Origin of the sequence: Lentzea albida (assembly GCF_900111005.1) — a bacterium.
Classification (GTDB): domain Bacteria; phylum Actinomycetota; class Actinomycetes; order Mycobacteriales; family Pseudonocardiaceae; genus Lentzea; species Lentzea albida.
In genome coordinates this window covers 59322-74884 of sequence record NZ_FOFV01000013.1, presented here as the reverse complement: position 1 = coordinate 74884, position 15563 = coordinate 59322, and the positions used below count along the sequence as shown (strand labels likewise).

Below are 15563 nucleotides of genomic sequence, written 5' to 3'. Positions count from 1 at the left end.
CACGGCTGTGCGCTCACCGCTGGGTCTGCCGCTTCTGCGACGAGGCCACAGCAGACACCGAACACCTGCTAGGGAAGCGGCACCACCGTGGGAGTTCCGTTCCGCACGACCGTGACCTCGGTCGTGCCCGCGGGCGCCAGCCAGACGTTCTCGCGCTGCTCCGGCCCGATCAGGGTGCCGGCGTCGGCGACGATCGTGCCCTGCCCGTCGGGCAGCGCGAGCCGGACGGGGGCCACGGTGTCCTTGACCGCGGGCCCGCCGACGACGCCGGCGCTGAACGTGCCCTGGGCCGTGTACAGGGCGCCGTAGAGCTGGCCGAAGGCCTCGAAGGCCATCGCGAACCGTCCGTCCGGCGTCCACGCGCAGGCCTCCCAGCTGCCGGCGGCGTCGAAGCCGACCAGGAAGTCGAGCAGGGCGCGCCTCTGCAGGTCCTCCTGCACCTGCGCGGGGGAGTGGGTCGGCGGGGCGGACTCCGCCTTGCAGTTCACCGTCGACCAGCCGAGCCCGGAACGCGGGAGGAAGGCCCTGCCCTGTCCGGTTTCGGCCTTCGACCGGACGGGCTGCGCGGTGAAGTCGTCCGGACGGGGAGGGGAGTCGGCGCGCACGAAGACCGGTTTGCTCTGCGGCCGCGCGGACACCACCGCGACCCCCGCCGCGTCGGCCGCGACCTCGCGCCACTCGCGGGACAGCCGGTTGTCCTGGCCGCGCACGGGGTCCTGCGACAGGAAGAGCCTCTTGCCGAGGCTCAGCACGACCTGCGTGCCGCTGGGGGAACCGAGGTCGTACCGGCCGCGCTCCTCGCCCGGTTCGATCACGACCTCGCGGTCCACGACCTTGCCCATCGCGACCAGGCCGACGAGCGGTTTGGGCTCGGGCACTCCGCTCACCTGGACAGGCTGGACGACCACCGCGGCCGGGCCGTCCTCGGTGGTGCCGATCCAGTACACGTGCGAGGCCATCGAGAAGTCCGTGATGCCCTCACCGACCGTCGGCGACTTCTGTGCGTTGTGCCACACGTCGAGTGCGCGGTCCACGTCGTCCTTGCTGGAGGACAGGTCGCCGGCCGTAGGAGCGGTCAGTCGTGCATCGATGCCGGACGCGCGGTCGTCGGAGGAGGGGCGCGTCAGCACGACCCCCGCGGTCGCACCGGCCACCAGCGCCACCACCGCGGTCAAGGTCACCAGCTTGCGGGTCTGCCTCCGCCGTCCCCCGGCCATCACGTCCCCCACGAATCCCGGTCGCACGTCCAGTCCCGCCGTCGCGGTCTCCATCGCCTGCTTCAGTTCCACGTCAGCACCTGCTCACCCATGAGTTCCCGCATGCGGGCGAGGCCGCGCGAGGTCTGGCTCTTCACCGTGCCGAGGCCGCAGCCGAGCACGCGGGCCGTCTCGGCCTCGCTGAGGTCGTCGAAGAACCGCAGCACCAGGACGGCCCTCATCCTCACCGGCAGCCGGGCCAGCGCGCGCACGACGCTGTCCGCGTCCACGACCTGCTGTTCGTGGCCCGGGGCCGGGGGCACGGTCCCCAGCTCCAGCGGTGCCTCCGGCTTGCGGGAACGCCGGCGCCAGCGGTTCGCGGCCGCGTTGGCCAGCGCCGCGCGGGCGTACGCCTCCGGCGAGGACCTGATGCGGCGCCACTTGCCGTACATGCTCATCAGGACGTCCTGCAGAATGTCCTCTGCGGCGCCTTTGTCGCCGCCGCACAGCAGGTATGCCGTGCGCAGCAGTGCCTGCGAACGCAACGCCACGAAGTCTTCGAAGTCCTGCATGTCCCCCCTTCGGCGGTCGTCGAAGGTACTGACACCGGGCGGGGCGGCAAGGTTGTCAGGCGACCGTTTAGACTCAGTTCGACTCCAGACGACGAGGGAGATACGCGTGGCCGAGATGACCGTTGAACTGGTCGCCGTTGAACGCCGCCTGTGGTCCGGTAAGGCCACCTCTGTTTCGGCACAGACGACCGAGGGCGAGATCGGCATCCTGCCCGGTCACGAGCCCGTTCTCGGCCAGCTGGTCGAGGGTGGCGTGGTGCGTGTGCGCACGACGGACGGTGGCCTGGTCACCGCCGCTGTGCACGGTGGCTTCCTCTCCGTGACCGGCACCGGCGTTTCCATTCTCGCCGAGGACGCCGAGCTCGCGGGCGAGATCGACGTGGACGCGGCGCGCACGGCGCTGCAGGACGCGGACGACGCAGAGCGCGCACGGGCGGCAGCGCGCGTGCGGGCCGTGGAACAGTCGGCCTGAGACCGGGCACGAGGCCGCAGCCGTGGGGATCACCGAGATTGCCGGCCTGATCCTTCTTGGGGTGGCGATCGTCATCACCTACTTCGCCTGGCGCCGGATCCGGCTGCTGCGCGAGGGCGGTGTGCACGTCGCCCTGCGCAGTCAGTTCGACGATCGCGGGCGTGGCTGGCACCTGGGCGTGGGGCACTACCGGGGCGACAAGTTCGCCTGGTTCCGGGTGCTGTCGCTCGGGTCGGGTCCGAACCAGCTGATCTCGCGGGACGGGCTGGAGATCGACGCCCGGCGGGAGCCGACCGGGCCCGAGGCCTATGCGATGCCCGTGGGGGCGACGGTGCTGCGGTGCCGGTCGGCCTCCGGTGAGGTCGAGATCGCGATGGGGCCGGACGCGTTGACGGGGTTCCTTTCCTGGCTCGAGTCCGCGCCTCCGGGCCGATCGATCCCCTGGGCTTCCTGAACACCGCGAAGGGCGCGTTCCACCTCGGAACGCGCCCTTCGTCGTCAGGCGTTGCCGCCCGGCTGCCACAGCACGTCGCCGTCCGGGTTCGCCACCCGGGCCAGGATGAACAGCAGGTCCGACAGCCGGTTCAGGTACTTGGCCGTCAGGACGTTCGTGTGCTCGGCGTCGTCCTCGATCAGCGCCCAGGCCCGGCGTTCCGCCCGGCGGGCGATGGTGCGGGCCTGGTGCAGCAGGGCCGCTCCCGGCGTGCCGCCGTTGAGGATGAACGAGTCGAGCTTGCCCAGTCGTTCGTTGAACCTGTCGCAGTAGCCCTCCAGGCGGTCCACGTAGGCCTGGGTGATGCGCAGGGGCGGGTACTGGGGGTCGGGGACGATCGGGGTGCAGAGGTCCGCTCCGACGTCGAAGAGGTCGTTCTGCACCTTGCGGACCACGTCGTGGACGTCCTCAGCGAGGTTGCCGAGGGCCAGAGCGACGCCGAGGGAGGCGTTCGTCTCGTCCACGTCCGCGTAGGCCTCGATGCGTGGTGAGGTCTTCGGGACGCGCGAGAAGTCGCCGAGGCCGGTCGTGCCGTCGTCGCCGACTCGGGTGTAGATCTTGGTGAGATGTACCGCCATGGCTGGCACTTTAAGGCCGTACGTAGGATTGCCGCGTGAGCGAGCATTTCCGGGTACACGGTGGCGCAAGGCTGGTCGGCGAAGTTGATGTCGTCGGCGCCAAGAACAGCGTGCTCAAGCTGATGGCGGCCGCCCTCCTGGCCGAGGGCACGACGACCATCACGAACTGCCCGGACATCCTCGACGTGCCGTTGATGGCCGACGCGCTGCGCAGCCTCGGGTGCGAGGTCGAGCTCGAAGGCGACGTGGCGAGGATCACGACGCCCGCCGAGCTGAGTCACCGGGCCGACTCCGAGGCCATGGGCAAGCTGCGGGCCTCCATCTGCGTGCTCGGGCCGTTGGTCGGGCGCTGCAAGCGTGCCGTGGTGGCGTTGCCCGGTGGTGACGCGATCGGGTCGCGGCCGCTCGACATGCACCAGAGCGGTCTCGAGAAGCTCGGTGCGACCACGTGGATCGAGCACGGTTGCATCGTCGCCGAGGCCGAGGGGCTGCACGGCACGCAGATCTGGCTCGACTTCCCCAGCATGGGCGCGACCGAGAACATCCTGATGGCGGCCGTGCTGGCCAACGGCACGACGGTCATCGACAACGCCGCCCGCGAGCCCGAGATCGTCGACCTCTGCCTGATGCTCAACCAGATGGGTGCGAAGGTCGAGGGCGCCGGCACGTCCACGCTCACCGTGCACGGCGTCACGGAGCTCAAGCCGACCGAGCACCGCGTGATCGGTGACCGGATCGTGGGCGCCACCTGGGGCTTCGCCGCCGCCATGACCCGTGGTGACGTCCGGGTGCGCGGCGTGAACCCGCACCACCTCGACCTGGTGCTCGAGAAGCTGCGCATGGCGGGCGCCGAGGTCACCGTCTACGAGGGTGAGGACGAGGGCTTCCGCGTCGTCATGGAGGGCCGCCCCAAGGCCGTCGACTTCGTGACGCTGCCCTATCCCGGGTTCGCCACGGACAACCAGCCGTTCGCGATCGCGCTGTCGACGGTGTCCGAGGGCACCTCGATGATCACCGAGAACCTGTTCGAGTCCCGGTTCCGGTTCATCGACGAGATGATCCGCCTCGGGGCCGACGCGCGCACGGACGGGCATCACGCCGTCATCCGCGGCATCGAGAAGCTGTCCAGCGCGCCGGTGTGGGCGTCGGACATCCGCGCCGGTGCCGGGCTCGTGCTGGCCGGTCTGTGCGCGGACGGGGCCACCGAGGTCTACGAGATCTTCCACATCGAGCGCGGCTACCCCGGGTTCGTCGAGAACCTCCGCAAGCTGGGTGCCGACGTGGAGCGCGTCAGCTCTTGAGCACGAGCCGCGCGTTCGGGACGTCCTGCGGCCAGACCATCACCTGGTAGGGGGCGTTCCGCGAACGCGTGGCCCGCACACCGTTCTTCTTCAGCTTCTGCACGAGGACCTTCGCGGCCTCCTCGGTGGGCACGACCGCCACCTCGCTCAGCAACCCGAAGTCCGTGCCGTCCAGATCCGGCACGGGCCGCCTGTCGTTGCCCGCGAAGTACCGGAGCGTCAGCGCCAGCAGTGCGAGCGCGCCGAACACGACGACCGTCTGGTAAATCCCCGTCACCTCTCCATCATGCGCCCATTGGTCTCGATTCAGTGAGCAAGCGCACGCGCAGCAATGGTTACCGGCCAGTACGCTCCGGAGAACGACGATGTGGGAGGTTGCTGTGCCGTATCCAGCTGACCGCGAACGCGACCGCCCCTGGGTGATGCGGACGTACGCGGGTCACTCCTCGGCAGCGGCGTCCAACGCGCTCTACCGCCGGAACCTCGCCAAGGGCCAGACGGGCCTGTCCGTGGCGTTCGACCTGCCCACGCAGACCGGCTACGACCCCGACGACGAGCTCGCGAAGGGTGAGGTCGGCAAGGTCGGCGTGCCCATCAGCCACCTCGGCGACATGCGGCAGCTCTTCGACCAGATCCCGCTCGGCGGCGCCAACACGTCGATGACGATCAACGCGACGGCCATGTGGCTGCTCGCGCTCTACGTCACCGTGGCCGAGGAGCAGGGCGCCGACCCGTCCGCCCTGGCCGGCACGACGCAGAACGACATCATCAAGGAGTACCTGTCCCGCGGCACGTACGTGTTCCCGCCGGGACCGTCGCTGCGGCTGATCACCGACATGGTCGCGTGGACCGTGTCGAACGTGCCGAAGTGGAACCCGATCAACATCTGCAGCTACCACCTCCAGGAGGTCGGCGCGACGCCGGCGCAGGAGGTCGCGTACGCGATGTGCACGGCGATCGCGGTCCTCGACTCGGTGCGCGACTCCGGTCAGGTGCCGCAGGAGAAGTTCGGTGACGTCGTCGCCCGCATCTCCTTCTTCGTGAACGCCGGTGTGCGGTTCATCGAGGAGATGTGCAAGATGCGCGCGTTCGCCCAGCTGTGGGACGAGATCACGCGCGAGCGCTACGGCGTCGAGAACCCGAAGCACCGCCGGTTCCGCTACGGCGTGCAGGTCAACTCGCTGGGCCTCACCGAGGCGCAGCCCGAGAACAACGTCCAGCGCATCGTGCTGGAGATGCTCGCCGTCTCGTTGTCCCGCAACGCCCGTGCGCGCGCCATTCAGCTCCCGGCGTGGAACGAGGCCCTGGGCCTGCCACGCCCGTGGGACCAGCAGTGGGCGTTGCGCATGCAGCAGGTGCTCGCCTACGAGACGGACCTGCTGGAGTACGAGGACATCTTCGACGGCTCACCGGTCATCGAGGCGAAGGTGAACGAGATCCTCGCCGGTGCCCGCGAGGAGATCGACCGCGTGCAGGCGATGGGCGGCGCCGTCGCGGCCGTCGAGTCCGGCTACATGAAGTCCCAGCTCGTGTCCTCCCTGGCGGACCGGCGTCGTCGCGTCGAGTCCGGCGAGGAGGTCGTCGTCGGTGTCAACAAGTTCGACACGACCGAGCCGTCGCCGCTGCAGGCCGAGGGCGCGAACGCCATCGAGACCATCGACCCGATCGTCGAGATGCACGCCGTCGAAGCGATCCAGCAGTGGCGCGCGAACCGCGACAACTCCGCTGTCGAAGCGGCGTTGGACGCGCTGCGCGAGGCCGCGAAGACCGACCAGAACCTCGTGGAGGTGACGCTGGCGTGTGCGCGCGCAGGCGTGACCACGGGCGAGTGGTCGCAGGCGTTGCGTGAGACGTTCGGCGAATACCGTGCCCCCACAGGCGTTTCCGGCGCCTCGGCCTCGGGCGAGGCGGGCTCGGAGATCGCCCGCGTGCGCGACCGCGTGCGGTCCACCGGCGACGACCTGGGCGAGCGGCTGCGCATGCTCGTCGGCAAGCCGGGCCTCGACGGCCACTCCAACGGCGCCGAGCAGGTCGCCGTGCGGGCCCGCGACGTCGGCTTCGAGGTCGTCTACCAGGGCATCCGCCTGACGCCGTCGCAGATCGTCGCGGCGGCCGTGCAGGAGGACGTGCACGTCGTCGGTCTCTCGATCCTCTCCGGTTCGCACCTGGAGGTCGTGCCCGCGGTGGTCGACGGCCTGCGCGCGGCGGGCGCGGGGGACATCCCGGTGATCGTCGGCGGCATCATCCCGCCGGACGACGCGGCCAAGCTGCGCGAGCGCGGGGTGGCGCGGGTGTTCACGCCCAAGGACTACGAGCTGACCGAGATCATGGACGAGATCGTCACCGTGATCCGGGAGGTCCACGGCCTGAGCTGATCATTCGGTGCGTAACGAATCCCAGGCCTGAGCAGAAAGTCCCCGTAGATCTTTCACATGCGGGGAGGCGTCCGATGAAGGTGGAGCTCGCGGAGCTGATCAGCCAGCTGCGTGCCGAGTTGACCGAGGCGATGCGCGCCGGTGAGAACGAGGAACTGCGCTTCGAGGTCGGGCCGGTCGAGCTGGAGCTGACCGTCGAGGTCACCAAGGAGGCCAAGCCGGGCGCGAAGGTCAAGTTCTGGGTGGTCGAGCTGGGCGCCGACGTCACCGCTGGGTCGAGCACGACGCAGACGATCAAGCTCGTGCTCGACCCGCGCCGCAAGGGACAGACCGGCAAGGTCGAGATCTCCGGCGGCGAGGTGGCGGACGAGAAATGACCGGGGCGCCGCTCGACCGTTCCCGGGTCGCGGAGCTGATCGTGACCCGGGACGGCGAACGGCAGCGCGGCTCCGGTTACCGCGTGCGCACCGATGCCGTGCTGACCGCGGCGCATGTGGTCGATGGCGCGTCCTCCGTGCGCATCCGGTTCGAACCCGATCTTCCCGGCGAACGCGTCGTCGACGCAGTCTCCTGGTGGTCAGACCCGGTGTCGGACATAGCCGTCGTGACGATCGAGGCGGAAGATCCCGTGTCACCGGTCAGCTTCGGCCGCATCGAGAACCGCGCCGCCGTGCTGGCGGTCGAGGCCGTCGGGTTCCCGCTGTGGAAGATGCGCGCGGACGCCGCCGGTCTGAAGTACCGCGATTCGTGCCACGCGAGCGGAACCGTGGCCGTCCTGTCGAACTGGCGGGAGGGCACCCTGGAGGTCGTGGTTGAGCCGGCCGGTTCGTCCGACGGTGATTCCTCGCCCTGGCAGGGGATGTCGGGATCGGCGCTGTGGTCGGGCGGCCACGTCGTCGGCGTCATCGCGAAGCACCACCCAGGAGACGGACTCGGCAGGCTCGCGGCCGCCCGTGTCGACCTGGCACTGGACCGGGTCGATCCAGATCAGGGCACTCCGCTGAGGGACGTGCTGCGCGTGCCCGCCCCGTTGCCGGGCGTGCTGCCTCCCGCCCGGTCGGCGTTGATCACGAACGCCTACCAGGCCCTGGTCGCAGAGGCCGCGCCCCAGCACCTCCACGACCGCAACTGGGAGCTGGGCGAACTGGTCCGGTTCTGCGCGGGCGACGAGCCGTACGCGTGGTGGCACGCGGGTCCGTGGGCGGGCAAGTCCGCGCTGCTCGCGTGGTTCGCCCAGCATCCTCCGGACGGCGTGGACGTGGTGTCCTTCTTCGTCACCGGCCGCTGGGCGGGGCAGTCCGACAGCGACGCCTTCACCGAGGCGCTGATCGACCAACTCGCCGCGCTCGTGGGCGAACCCCCGAACCAGGCACTGGAAGCGCGCGCCCGCCGCGGCCACACACTGCGCCTGCTCAACACCGCGGCCGCCGCCTGCGCCGCCACCGGCCGCACGCTGCTGCTCGTCGTCGACGGCCTGGACGAGGACACCAGCCGGGCCGAAGGGCTGGACCGCCCCAGCATCGCGAGCCTGCTCCCGCGCCGGTTGCCCCGCTCGGTCCGCGTGCTCGTGGCGAGCCGCCCGCACCCCGAGCTGCCGGACGACGTCGTCGGCGACCATCCGCTCAGGACGGTCGTGCCACGCCTTCTGAGGGATTCGCCCTACGCCAAGAACCTGGAGGGCGAGGCGAAGCGCGAACTCACCACCCTGCTCGCCAAACCCGGTCTGCAACGCGACGTGCTGGGCCTCATCACCGCATCCGGCGGTGGTCTCACCCAACGCGATCTGGAAGAGCTCACCGGCCGCCCGCGCTACGAACTGGACGCGCTCTTCGGAGGCATGCTCGGCCGCAGCGTCGGCGCCCGCGCAGGCAGGGACCCAGCGGAGCGCGTGTACCTCTTCACCCACGACACCCTGCGTGAGCAGGCCGAGCACAAGTACGGAACCGGTCTCGCCGCCTACCGCGAGCAGTTGGACGCGTGGGCGGAGCGGTACCGGGCGGACGGGTGGCCCGAGCACACGCCCGTCTACCTGTTCCGCGGCCATCCCCGGTTGCTCGCGGCTCTCGGCGACACCGACCGGATGGTGGCGCTGGCGGTCGACCGGCCGCGCCACGACCGCATGCTGTTGCTGACCGGTGCGGACTCGCTGGCGCTGACGGAGATCGTCTCGGCAATCGGTCTTCTCGCCCGCGCACCGGAGCCCGACCTGTTGACCATGCTGCGGGTGGCGGCGGCCCGCACGGAACTCGGAGCCCGCAACCAGGGCATCCCTGCCGAACTGCCTGGTGTCTGGGCCCGCATCGGTCACGTCGACCGGGCGATCGCCCTGGCCGAGAGCTTCACGTCGGAAATGCTGCGCGCGAAGGCGTTGGCGGGCATCGTGTCGGCCCTCGTCACCCGAGACGACCTCCGCCTGGTGCCCCGTCTCGCCGACGAAGCGGAACGGCTGGCCAGAAGAACGGGTAATCCGCTCACACTCCACGAGACGCTGGCCACCCTGGCGATGGCGTTCGCGGGTGGTGCGGAAGACGAAAAAGCGCTCCGCTTCGCCGCGGAGATCCACGCCAACGTGCCTCTGCTCGGAGACTCCTACCTCCACGACGTGTCGCTGGGGCACCTCGTCCGAGTCGCCTGCGCACGAGGTGACCACGACCAGGCTCTGGCTCACATCGCGGCCATGAGCTCCGACTACCAGCAGAGCGCGACCTGCGAGGAGAGGGCGCTGGTCGCGATACGAGCCTCGGACGACGCCCTGGCCTCGCGTTTCCTGCGGGCGATGACGGATTCCTACTATCGCTCCCGTTCGCTGAAACTGCTCCTCTCCGAGGTGCGGCACGACGCCCAGCGAACGCTGGGTTTGCTCCGGGAGGCGGACGAGAAGCTGCGCGAACACCGGTTGCGCGCCCTTGGCGTCGCGGCTATGGCGGCCGGTGATGACGACAGCGCGGTGGTGTACGCGTTGGCGTGCAACGATCCTGACGAGCTGCTCGCAGATCTGGTGGAGCAGGCCGTGGACGAGGGCGATGTGACGCGCGCTTCCCGGTGCGCTGATGAGATCTCGGGACCGGCGCTGCGCGCGATGGCGTGGTGCGAGCTCGCCACCATGTGCGCCAAAGCGGGGGAGATGGAGCGGGCGGCAGGACTGATGGCCTCGGTGAAAGCCTTGCTCCCCGACCTCGAAAAGCCGGAGGACCAGGCACGCGTCCTCGTCGGACTGGCCAGGATCGCGTGTGTGACGGGTGGGACGGGTCAGGTCGGACGGCTGTCGGCGCAGGCGGACGAGCAGGCGGCGACGATCGAGGACCCGCTCGTCCGCGTTCAGACGCTCAGCGCCATGGCGGCGGTGGCCTCGTTGTGCGGCGACCGGGACCGGTACGTCGGGCTGATGGACCTGGCGGAGGCCGTCGCGGGGCCGGTCATCGGGCAGACCCGTGACATGCGGCCTCTGCTGGATCTCGCCCATGTCGCCGCTGACGTGGAGGACGACGCACGGGCGCGGCGGCTCGTGGGAAACGTGATCGACGAGTGGCGCTCCAGAATTCGTCTGTTCGGTGCCGCCCTGAGTGTCGTCGCGAAAATCGGAGCCGTTGATCTGGCACTGCGTCTGCTGGAGTTCGATGAGAAGACCGAGGTGGTTCATTCGTTGCTCGCCGCCGCGGTCTTCGCGGGTGACCGCGAGCGAGCTCACCAGATCATGGACGCCGCAGCCGGGAGACCGCTTCTTTCTGCGCGGCAAGAGCTTGTCGAACTGCTCGTGCAGTTGGAGGAGATCGACCTTGCGATCGTCGTCGCGAACAGCGGCGATCGGGTGTTCGACCGGAGCCAGCGCCTCATCGGTGCTGCGAAGGCCGCCATGGCGTTCGGCAAGGACGACCACGCGCGGTTGCTGATCACCGCCATCGGAACGGCGTACCACCAGAATCAGGTTCTCGGCGAGATCATCACCTCACTGGTGGACGAGGGGTGCTACGACCGGGCTGTTCACTACGTGAGTGCCCATGACGATGACCTCCGCCTTGCTGACCTGCTGACCGAATGCGCACTGACCGCTTGCCGCCGAGGTGAACTCGCCAGGGCGCGGACGTTCCTGGCCGCGGTGCCCATGAAGTCCAAGCGTTCGGCCGGGATGGCCGCGCTTGCCGCGGCTGTCGCCGCGTCGGGTGACTCCGAACGTGCTCGGGCGTTGTGCGTCGAGGCCGAGGAAGTCGTGAGGGACGACGTTGGCGGAGGCTTGCTGGACCAGGTGCACGGTGCTCTGGTGAAAGCACTCGACCTCGCAGGGGACGAGAGCCGTGCCGATCGGCACGCGTTGATTCCCAAGAGCGGCAACCTGCGGTTTCTCGCGTTGTCCGGCATGAGCCTCGCCGCGTTGGATCGCGGAGACGTCGCACGCGCCCAAGCGCTCGCCGCGGACGCGGCGAGGATCCGTGGTCGCGACGAGACGTGGGACCTTCAGCAAACGATCGAGTTCCTGCAACGCACGGGCGCTCGGGAGACCGTCGAACAGTTCGCCGCGGCGGTTGAAGCACTCACGCGTACCACCACTGACGAGTTCGACCGCCCACGCTACTGTTCGGTGCTGGCCAGGGCGTTGGCCACCCTGGGTCGGAGTGCGCAGGCATACGCGCTCGTGGACGAGATTCGCGGCGATGCCGACAAGTTCTACGCGCTGGCCGACATCGCGCGGATGGCGTCGGCCAGCCCCGTGGGTGACACCGCGCGAGCCGTCCTGACACAACTGGCACGAGGGGTTCTGGTCAACGGACAGGAGCTCTGGATCGAGGACTTGGTCAAGGCCCTGGTGTCGGCAGGCGAGAACGACCTCGCGTTGTCCCTGGTGGACGGCAGCACGGAGTCGATGAGGAAGTCGGTTGCGCTGCGTGCCGTGCCGAACGTCGCCCCGGACGACCTCAGGCAGCGTCATGACCTGACGGTTCGGTGTTTGGCCTCAGCCGCTGCAATCCCCAGCCCGTACTTCCGCGACGGGGTCTACCGCAACTTCGCGGCGATGCGCGACAAGGACGGCGAACACGCGGAAGCGTTGCGGATCGCGCAGCTCATCGACGATCCGGCGGTGCGGGAGGAGACGTTGCGGGACATCCGGTTGCGGGCCGTGGCGGACGGCAGGGAGACGACCGGATCCCGGAAGTTCGTGGCCGACGTGCTTGCCACGAAGGACTGGTCGAGAGCGCTCATTGCGCTCGGAAAGGTCGACCTACCGGTGCTCCAGCGGTTCGCGGACGAGATTCTGGGTTAGCGTCGATGCATGGTTGACGTTTCGCGGGACGGGTCGGTCGTCCGGATCACGATGAACCGCGCGGCCAGGCGCAACGCGCTGTCCGCGGAGCACCTCACCGAGCTGCTGGACGCGTTCCGCGAGGTCAGGGCGTCCGACGCGGCCGGGATCGTGCTGGCCGCCGAGGGGCCTGTGTTCTCCGCCGGCCACGACTTCGCGGACGTGCACGCACGGGACGAAGAGGGTGTTCGGCTGCTGCTGGAGCTGTGCACCGTGCTGATGAAGACCATCCAGTCCGCGCCGCAGGTGGTGATCGCGCGCGTGCAGGGGCTGGCGACGGCGGCCGGGTGTCAGCTGGTGGCGTCGTGCGATCTCGCGGTGGCGGCGGACACGGCCGGGTTCTCGTTGCCCGGTGGCAAGGCCGGCTGGTTCTGCCACACGCCCGCGGTGCCGGTGGCGCGGTCGATCGGGCGCAAGCGGTTGATGGAGCTCGTGCTGACCGGGGACGTGATCGACGCGGCCACGGCGGTGGAGTGGGGTCTGATCAACCGGGCGGTGCCCGCCGAATCCCTGGACGCCGAGGTCGACGATTTGCTGGCGAGGGCCACGCGGGGGAGCCGGGCCTCGAAGGCCATCGGCAAGCGGACGATCTACGCGCAGCTCGACCGGCCCGAGGCGGACGCCTACAAGGTCGCGCTGAACGTCATGGCCGAGACCTCCCAGTCCCCGTCAGCCAAAGAGGGACGGGCGTCGTTCCTGGAGAAGCGCCCTCCCGTGTGGCCCGACTAGTCGCGAGGAGCTTCAGCGCGTCTGCGTTCGGGCCCGGCTCGGCCTGGTAGATCACGAGGAACTGGCCGGGTGCCTCGCGCACGTCGAACGAGTGGTACCTCAGCTTGATCGAACCGACCGCGGGGTGCACGAACTCCTTGGCGTCCTGGGTCTTCCCGCGCACCTCGTGGTTCTCCCAGAGCTCCTCGAACACCGGGTTCCGGCGCAGTTCCGCGACCATCCGCCCGAGCCGTGCCGAGTTCGGGTCGGCCGTCAGCCGCAGGTTGCCGACCGTGCTCTGCGCGACCCAGTTCCAGCGCGGGTAGAAGCTCGTGGCGGCGGGGTCGAGGAACGCCATCCTGGCCAGGTTGTCGGCGGGCGCGAACGGTTCGTACAGGGCGTCGGCCAGCGCGTTCGTGGCCAGCAGGTCGAGGTAGGAGCTCATCACGAACGCCGGCATGTCGTGCATGCCGCTGATGAGCCGCCGCAGTTCCGGGCTCACCTTGTCGGTCGTGTGGCCCTCGTCCGCCACCACGCCGGCGAGGCGGTGCAGGTGCGCGCGGGCGTCGGTGTCGAGCTGCAGCGCGCGGCTGAGGGCGTCGAGGACCTGCGCCGACGGGTTGGTCTCGCGGCCCTGTTCGAGGCGGGCGTAGTAGTCGGCGCTCACCCCGGCGAGCACCGCGACCTCCTCGCGCCGCAGGCCTTTGACCTTGCGCTGGGTGTGACTCGGCAGGCCCGCGTCCTGGGGGTTGACGCGGGCGCGGTGTGCTTTCAGGAACTCGCCGAGCATGCCTGCGAGCCTAGGCGCCGGGGTCGTTCCCTGCCTGGGTGTGCCACTCCTAGGGAGAAGGTGTCCTGGTCGGACCTGGGTTGTGCGCCGAGTGTTGTGGCCATGAGCAAAGTCGTTCTGATCAGTGGAGCTTCCAGCGGTATCGGCGAGGCCACGGCCCGCGTTCTGGCCGCGGCGGGGCACAAGGTGTTCCTCGGTGCACGGCGCGAGGACCGGTTGAAGGCGCTGGCGACCGAGATCGGTGCCTCCTACGCGCCGCTGGACGTGACCTCGCGCGAGTCCTTCCAGTCCTTTGTGGATGCCGCCTTCGCCGAGCACGGCCGTGTCGACGTGCTGGTGAACAACGCGGGCGTGATGCCGTTGTCCCTCATGGACTCGTTGAAGGTCGACGAGTGGGACCGCATGGTGGACGTGAACATCAAGGGCGTGCTGAACGGCCTCGCCGCCGTGCTGCCCCTCTTCACCGGCGGCGGGCACGTCGTGAACGTCGCCTCGATCGGTGCGCACCTGGTCACGCCGACGGCCGCGGTGTACTGCGCGACCAAGTACGCGGTGTGGGCGCTGTCCGAGGGGCTGCGCCAGGAGCGCGACGACCTGCGCGTCACCGTGATCTCGCCCGGTGTCACGGAGTCCGAGCTGGCGGACACCATCACCGAGGACTACGCGGCGTCGTTCATGGACGAGTACCGCAAGAACGCGCTGCCCGCGTCGGCGATCGGTGACGCCATCGCGTACGCGATCTCGCAGCCGGAGTCCGTCGACGTCAACGAGATCGTGGTGCGGCCGGTGGCGACGCGCTAGGCGCCCGTCGTCGAGCCCGGCCGGAGGATCATCAGCACCGTCACGGTGGCCCACAGCAGGTTGAAGATCCCCGTGTACATCGCCAGGTGCTTGACGTCCTTGGTCTTCAGCGCCTTCTCCTGGCCGGGCAGGATCTTGAGGGCGAGCACGAACGCGGCGGCGGTGGTGAGCGCGATCGACACGACCACCCAGGGGTGGCCGGTCACGCCCATCACGCCGGCCGTCGCGAACCCGAAGACCGGCACCGAGATGCCGATGAGCGCGTAGACGCGGCAGATCCGGTGCAACAGCTCGGGGTTGCCGGCCGTGGTCACCGCCTTCGGGAACATGCTGGCGGCCACCGTCACCGGGCCGATGGCGATGATGGCCGCCAGGACGTGCAGCGAGAGGAAGAGCTTGCTCACGCGGCCCTCCACGCGGTGCCGCGCCGCTCGTGGGCGAACATCTCCTCGACCTCCAGGGCCTTCTGGGCGCCTGCCAGGCGTTCGAGCAGGTGCAGGCCGAGGTCGACGCCGGAGGTGACGCCGGCGGCGGTGACGAGGTCGCCGTCGTCGACCACGCGGGCGCGGACGGCGTTGACGCCCATGGCTTCCAGGGCGTGCAGGCCGAGGTGGTTGGTGGTGGCGTTGCGGCCCTTGATGAGCCCGGCGATGGCCAGCAGCAGCGAGCCACCGCATACGGTCGCGATGATCCCGCTCGTGTCCTTCAGCGCCGGACCGACCGTGGCGGCACCCGCGCTGAGCAGGGCGAAGATCTCGTCCTCCGCGTGGGCCGCCGCGCCGGGCACGACCACGAGGCCGACGGCCGGGTCGAGCCGGGCGGTCGCCTTCAGGGACAGCAGGTCCAGACCGGCGGGTACCTCGCGGTCTCCCTCGACGGTCACCAGTTCGGTCGGGATGCCGCCTGCGGTCAGCGTTTCGTACGGGCCGATCACGTCCAACGGGTCGAAGCCGTCGAACAACACCACTTGAGCTTTCACTG

General features: G+C 69.7%; 15 protein-coding genes. 8 read left to right on the top strand and 7 right to left on the bottom strand.

Features of this window, described 5'->3' with window-relative positions:
• Positions 1-68 precede the first annotated feature (68 nt).
• Together BMY74_RS28700 and BMY74_RS28695 are read right to left on the bottom strand one after the other, a co-directional pair.
• Positions 69-1289: a hypothetical protein gene (locus tag BMY74_RS28700; RefSeq protein ID WP_089921578.1), complete on the bottom strand. Its 1221-nt coding sequence runs from the start codon at positions 1287-1289 to the stop codon at positions 69-71.
• Positions 1280-1768 carry a SigE family RNA polymerase sigma factor gene (locus BMY74_RS28695; RefSeq protein WP_089921577.1) on the bottom strand — a complete coding sequence of 163 codons (489 nt, stop codon included), beginning with the start codon at positions 1766-1768 and terminating at the stop codon, positions 1280-1282. The genes BMY74_RS28700 and BMY74_RS28695 overlap by 10 nt, the downstream gene beginning before the upstream one ends.
• A gap of 106 nt (positions 1769-1874) precedes the next feature.
• Here BMY74_RS28695 and BMY74_RS28690 point away from each other — a divergent pair, with 106 nt between their 5' ends.
• Both BMY74_RS28690 and BMY74_RS28685 read left to right on the top strand, forming a co-directional pair.
• The gene (locus BMY74_RS28690; RefSeq protein WP_089921576.1) at positions 1875-2240 is read left to right on the top strand and encodes a F0F1 ATP synthase subunit epsilon; all 366 of its coding nucleotides are present in this window, start codon (positions 1875-1877) and stop codon (positions 2238-2240) included.
• A 22-nt stretch (positions 2241-2262) separates the two neighbouring features.
• Positions 2263-2694 carry a DUF2550 domain-containing protein gene (locus BMY74_RS28685; RefSeq protein WP_089921575.1) on the top strand — a complete coding sequence of 144 codons (432 nt, stop codon included), beginning with the start codon at positions 2263-2265 and terminating at the stop codon, positions 2692-2694.
• A 44-nt stretch (positions 2695-2738) separates the two neighbouring features.
• Here BMY74_RS28685 and BMY74_RS28680 read toward each other — a convergent pair whose 3' ends face one another.
• Positions 2739-3311 carry a cob(I)yrinic acid a,c-diamide adenosyltransferase gene (locus BMY74_RS28680; protein WP_089921574.1) on the bottom strand — a complete coding sequence of 191 codons (573 nt, stop codon included), beginning with the start codon at positions 3309-3311 and terminating at the stop codon, positions 2739-2741.
• Positions 3312-3346: 35 nt separating this feature from the next.
• Between BMY74_RS28680 and murA the strand changes: the two genes are divergently transcribed.
• Positions 3347-4612: a UDP-N-acetylglucosamine 1-carboxyvinyltransferase gene (gene murA, locus BMY74_RS28675; RefSeq protein ID WP_089921573.1), complete on the top strand. Its 1266-nt coding sequence runs from the start codon at positions 3347-3349 to the stop codon at positions 4610-4612.
• Here murA and BMY74_RS28670 read toward each other — a convergent pair.
• Positions 4602-4889: a hypothetical protein gene (locus tag BMY74_RS28670; RefSeq protein ID WP_089921572.1), complete on the bottom strand. Its 288-nt coding sequence runs from the start codon at positions 4887-4889 to the stop codon at positions 4602-4604. The genes murA and BMY74_RS28670 overlap by 11 nt on opposite strands.
• Before the next feature lie 103 nt (positions 4890-4992).
• Here BMY74_RS28670 and BMY74_RS28665 point away from each other — a divergent pair, with 103 nt between their 5' ends.
• From BMY74_RS28665 to BMY74_RS28650, 4 genes are all read left to right on the top strand, one after another.
• Positions 4993-6987 carry a protein meaA gene (locus BMY74_RS28665; RefSeq protein ID WP_089921571.1) on the top strand — a complete coding sequence of 665 codons (1995 nt, stop codon included), beginning with the start codon at positions 4993-4995 and terminating at the stop codon, positions 6985-6987.
• Positions 6988-7061: 74 nt separating this feature from the next.
• The gene (locus BMY74_RS28660) at positions 7062-7364 is read left to right on the top strand and encodes a trypco2 family protein (protein WP_089921570.1); all 303 of its coding nucleotides are present in this window, start codon (positions 7062-7064) and stop codon (positions 7362-7364) included.
• Positions 7361-12244 (top strand): trypsin-like peptidase domain-containing protein, encoded by a 4884-nt coding sequence (locus BMY74_RS28655; protein WP_089921569.1) that lies wholly within the window; start codon positions 7361-7363, stop codon positions 12242-12244. The genes BMY74_RS28660 and BMY74_RS28655 overlap by 4 nt, the downstream gene beginning before the upstream one ends.
• Before the next feature lie 9 nt (positions 12245-12253).
• Positions 12254-13012, top strand: a complete 759-nt coding sequence (locus tag BMY74_RS28650) for an enoyl-CoA hydratase-related protein (RefSeq protein WP_089921568.1) — start codon at positions 12254-12256, stop codon at positions 13010-13012.
• Here the strand turns inward: BMY74_RS28650 and BMY74_RS28645 are convergent.
• Positions 12927-13781, bottom strand: a complete 855-nt coding sequence (locus tag BMY74_RS28645) for a helix-turn-helix transcriptional regulator (protein ID WP_089921567.1) — start codon at positions 13779-13781, stop codon at positions 12927-12929. The two genes, BMY74_RS28650 and BMY74_RS28645, sit on opposite strands and share 86 nt — an antisense overlap.
• A gap of 102 nt (positions 13782-13883) precedes the next feature.
• On the opposite strand from BMY74_RS28645, the gene BMY74_RS28640 reads away from it, so the two are divergent.
• Positions 13884-14582, top strand: coding sequence for an SDR family oxidoreductase (locus BMY74_RS28640; RefSeq protein ID WP_089921566.1), 699 nt, complete (start codon positions 13884-13886; stop codon positions 14580-14582).
• Here the strand turns inward: BMY74_RS28640 and BMY74_RS28635 are convergent.
• Both BMY74_RS28635 and BMY74_RS28630 read right to left on the bottom strand, forming a co-directional pair.
• Positions 14579-14986: a hypothetical protein gene (locus tag BMY74_RS28635; RefSeq protein WP_089921758.1), complete on the bottom strand. Its 408-nt coding sequence runs from the start codon at positions 14984-14986 to the stop codon at positions 14579-14581. The genes BMY74_RS28640 and BMY74_RS28635 overlap by 4 nt on opposite strands.
• A complete protein-coding gene (locus BMY74_RS28630) occupies positions 14983-15561 on the bottom strand; it encodes a DJ-1/PfpI family protein (protein ID WP_089921565.1) in 579 nt (192 codons plus the stop codon). The genes BMY74_RS28635 and BMY74_RS28630 overlap by 4 nt, the downstream gene beginning before the upstream one ends.
• Positions 15562-15563 lie beyond the last annotated feature (2 nt).

Excerpts from the sequence above, each read along its gene's own strand:
- BMY74_RS28695 (WP_089921577.1), bottom strand. The coding sequence starts at position 1,768 with ATGCAGGACTTCGAAGACTTCGTGGCGTTGCGTTCGCAGGCACTGCTG.
- BMY74_RS28680 (WP_089921574.1), bottom strand. The coding sequence starts at position 3,311 with ATGGCGGTACATCTCACCAAGATCTACACCCGAGTCGGCGACGACGGC.
- BMY74_RS28660 (WP_089921570.1), top strand. The coding sequence starts at position 7,062 with ATGAAGGTGGAGCTCGCGGAGCTGATCAGCCAGCTGCGTGCCGAGTTG.
- BMY74_RS28655 (WP_089921569.1), top strand. The coding sequence starts at position 7,361 with ATGACCGGGGCGCCGCTCGACCGTTCCCGGGTCGCGGAGCTGATCGTG.
- BMY74_RS28650 (WP_089921568.1), top strand. The coding sequence starts at position 12,254 with ATGGTTGACGTTTCGCGGGACGGGTCGGTCGTCCGGATCACGATGAAC.
- BMY74_RS28645 (WP_089921567.1), bottom strand. The coding sequence starts at position 13,781 with ATGCTCGGCGAGTTCCTGAAAGCACACCGCGCCCGCGTCAACCCCCAG.
- BMY74_RS28640 (WP_089921566.1), top strand. The coding sequence starts at position 13,884 with ATGAGCAAAGTCGTTCTGATCAGTGGAGCTTCCAGCGGTATCGGCGAG.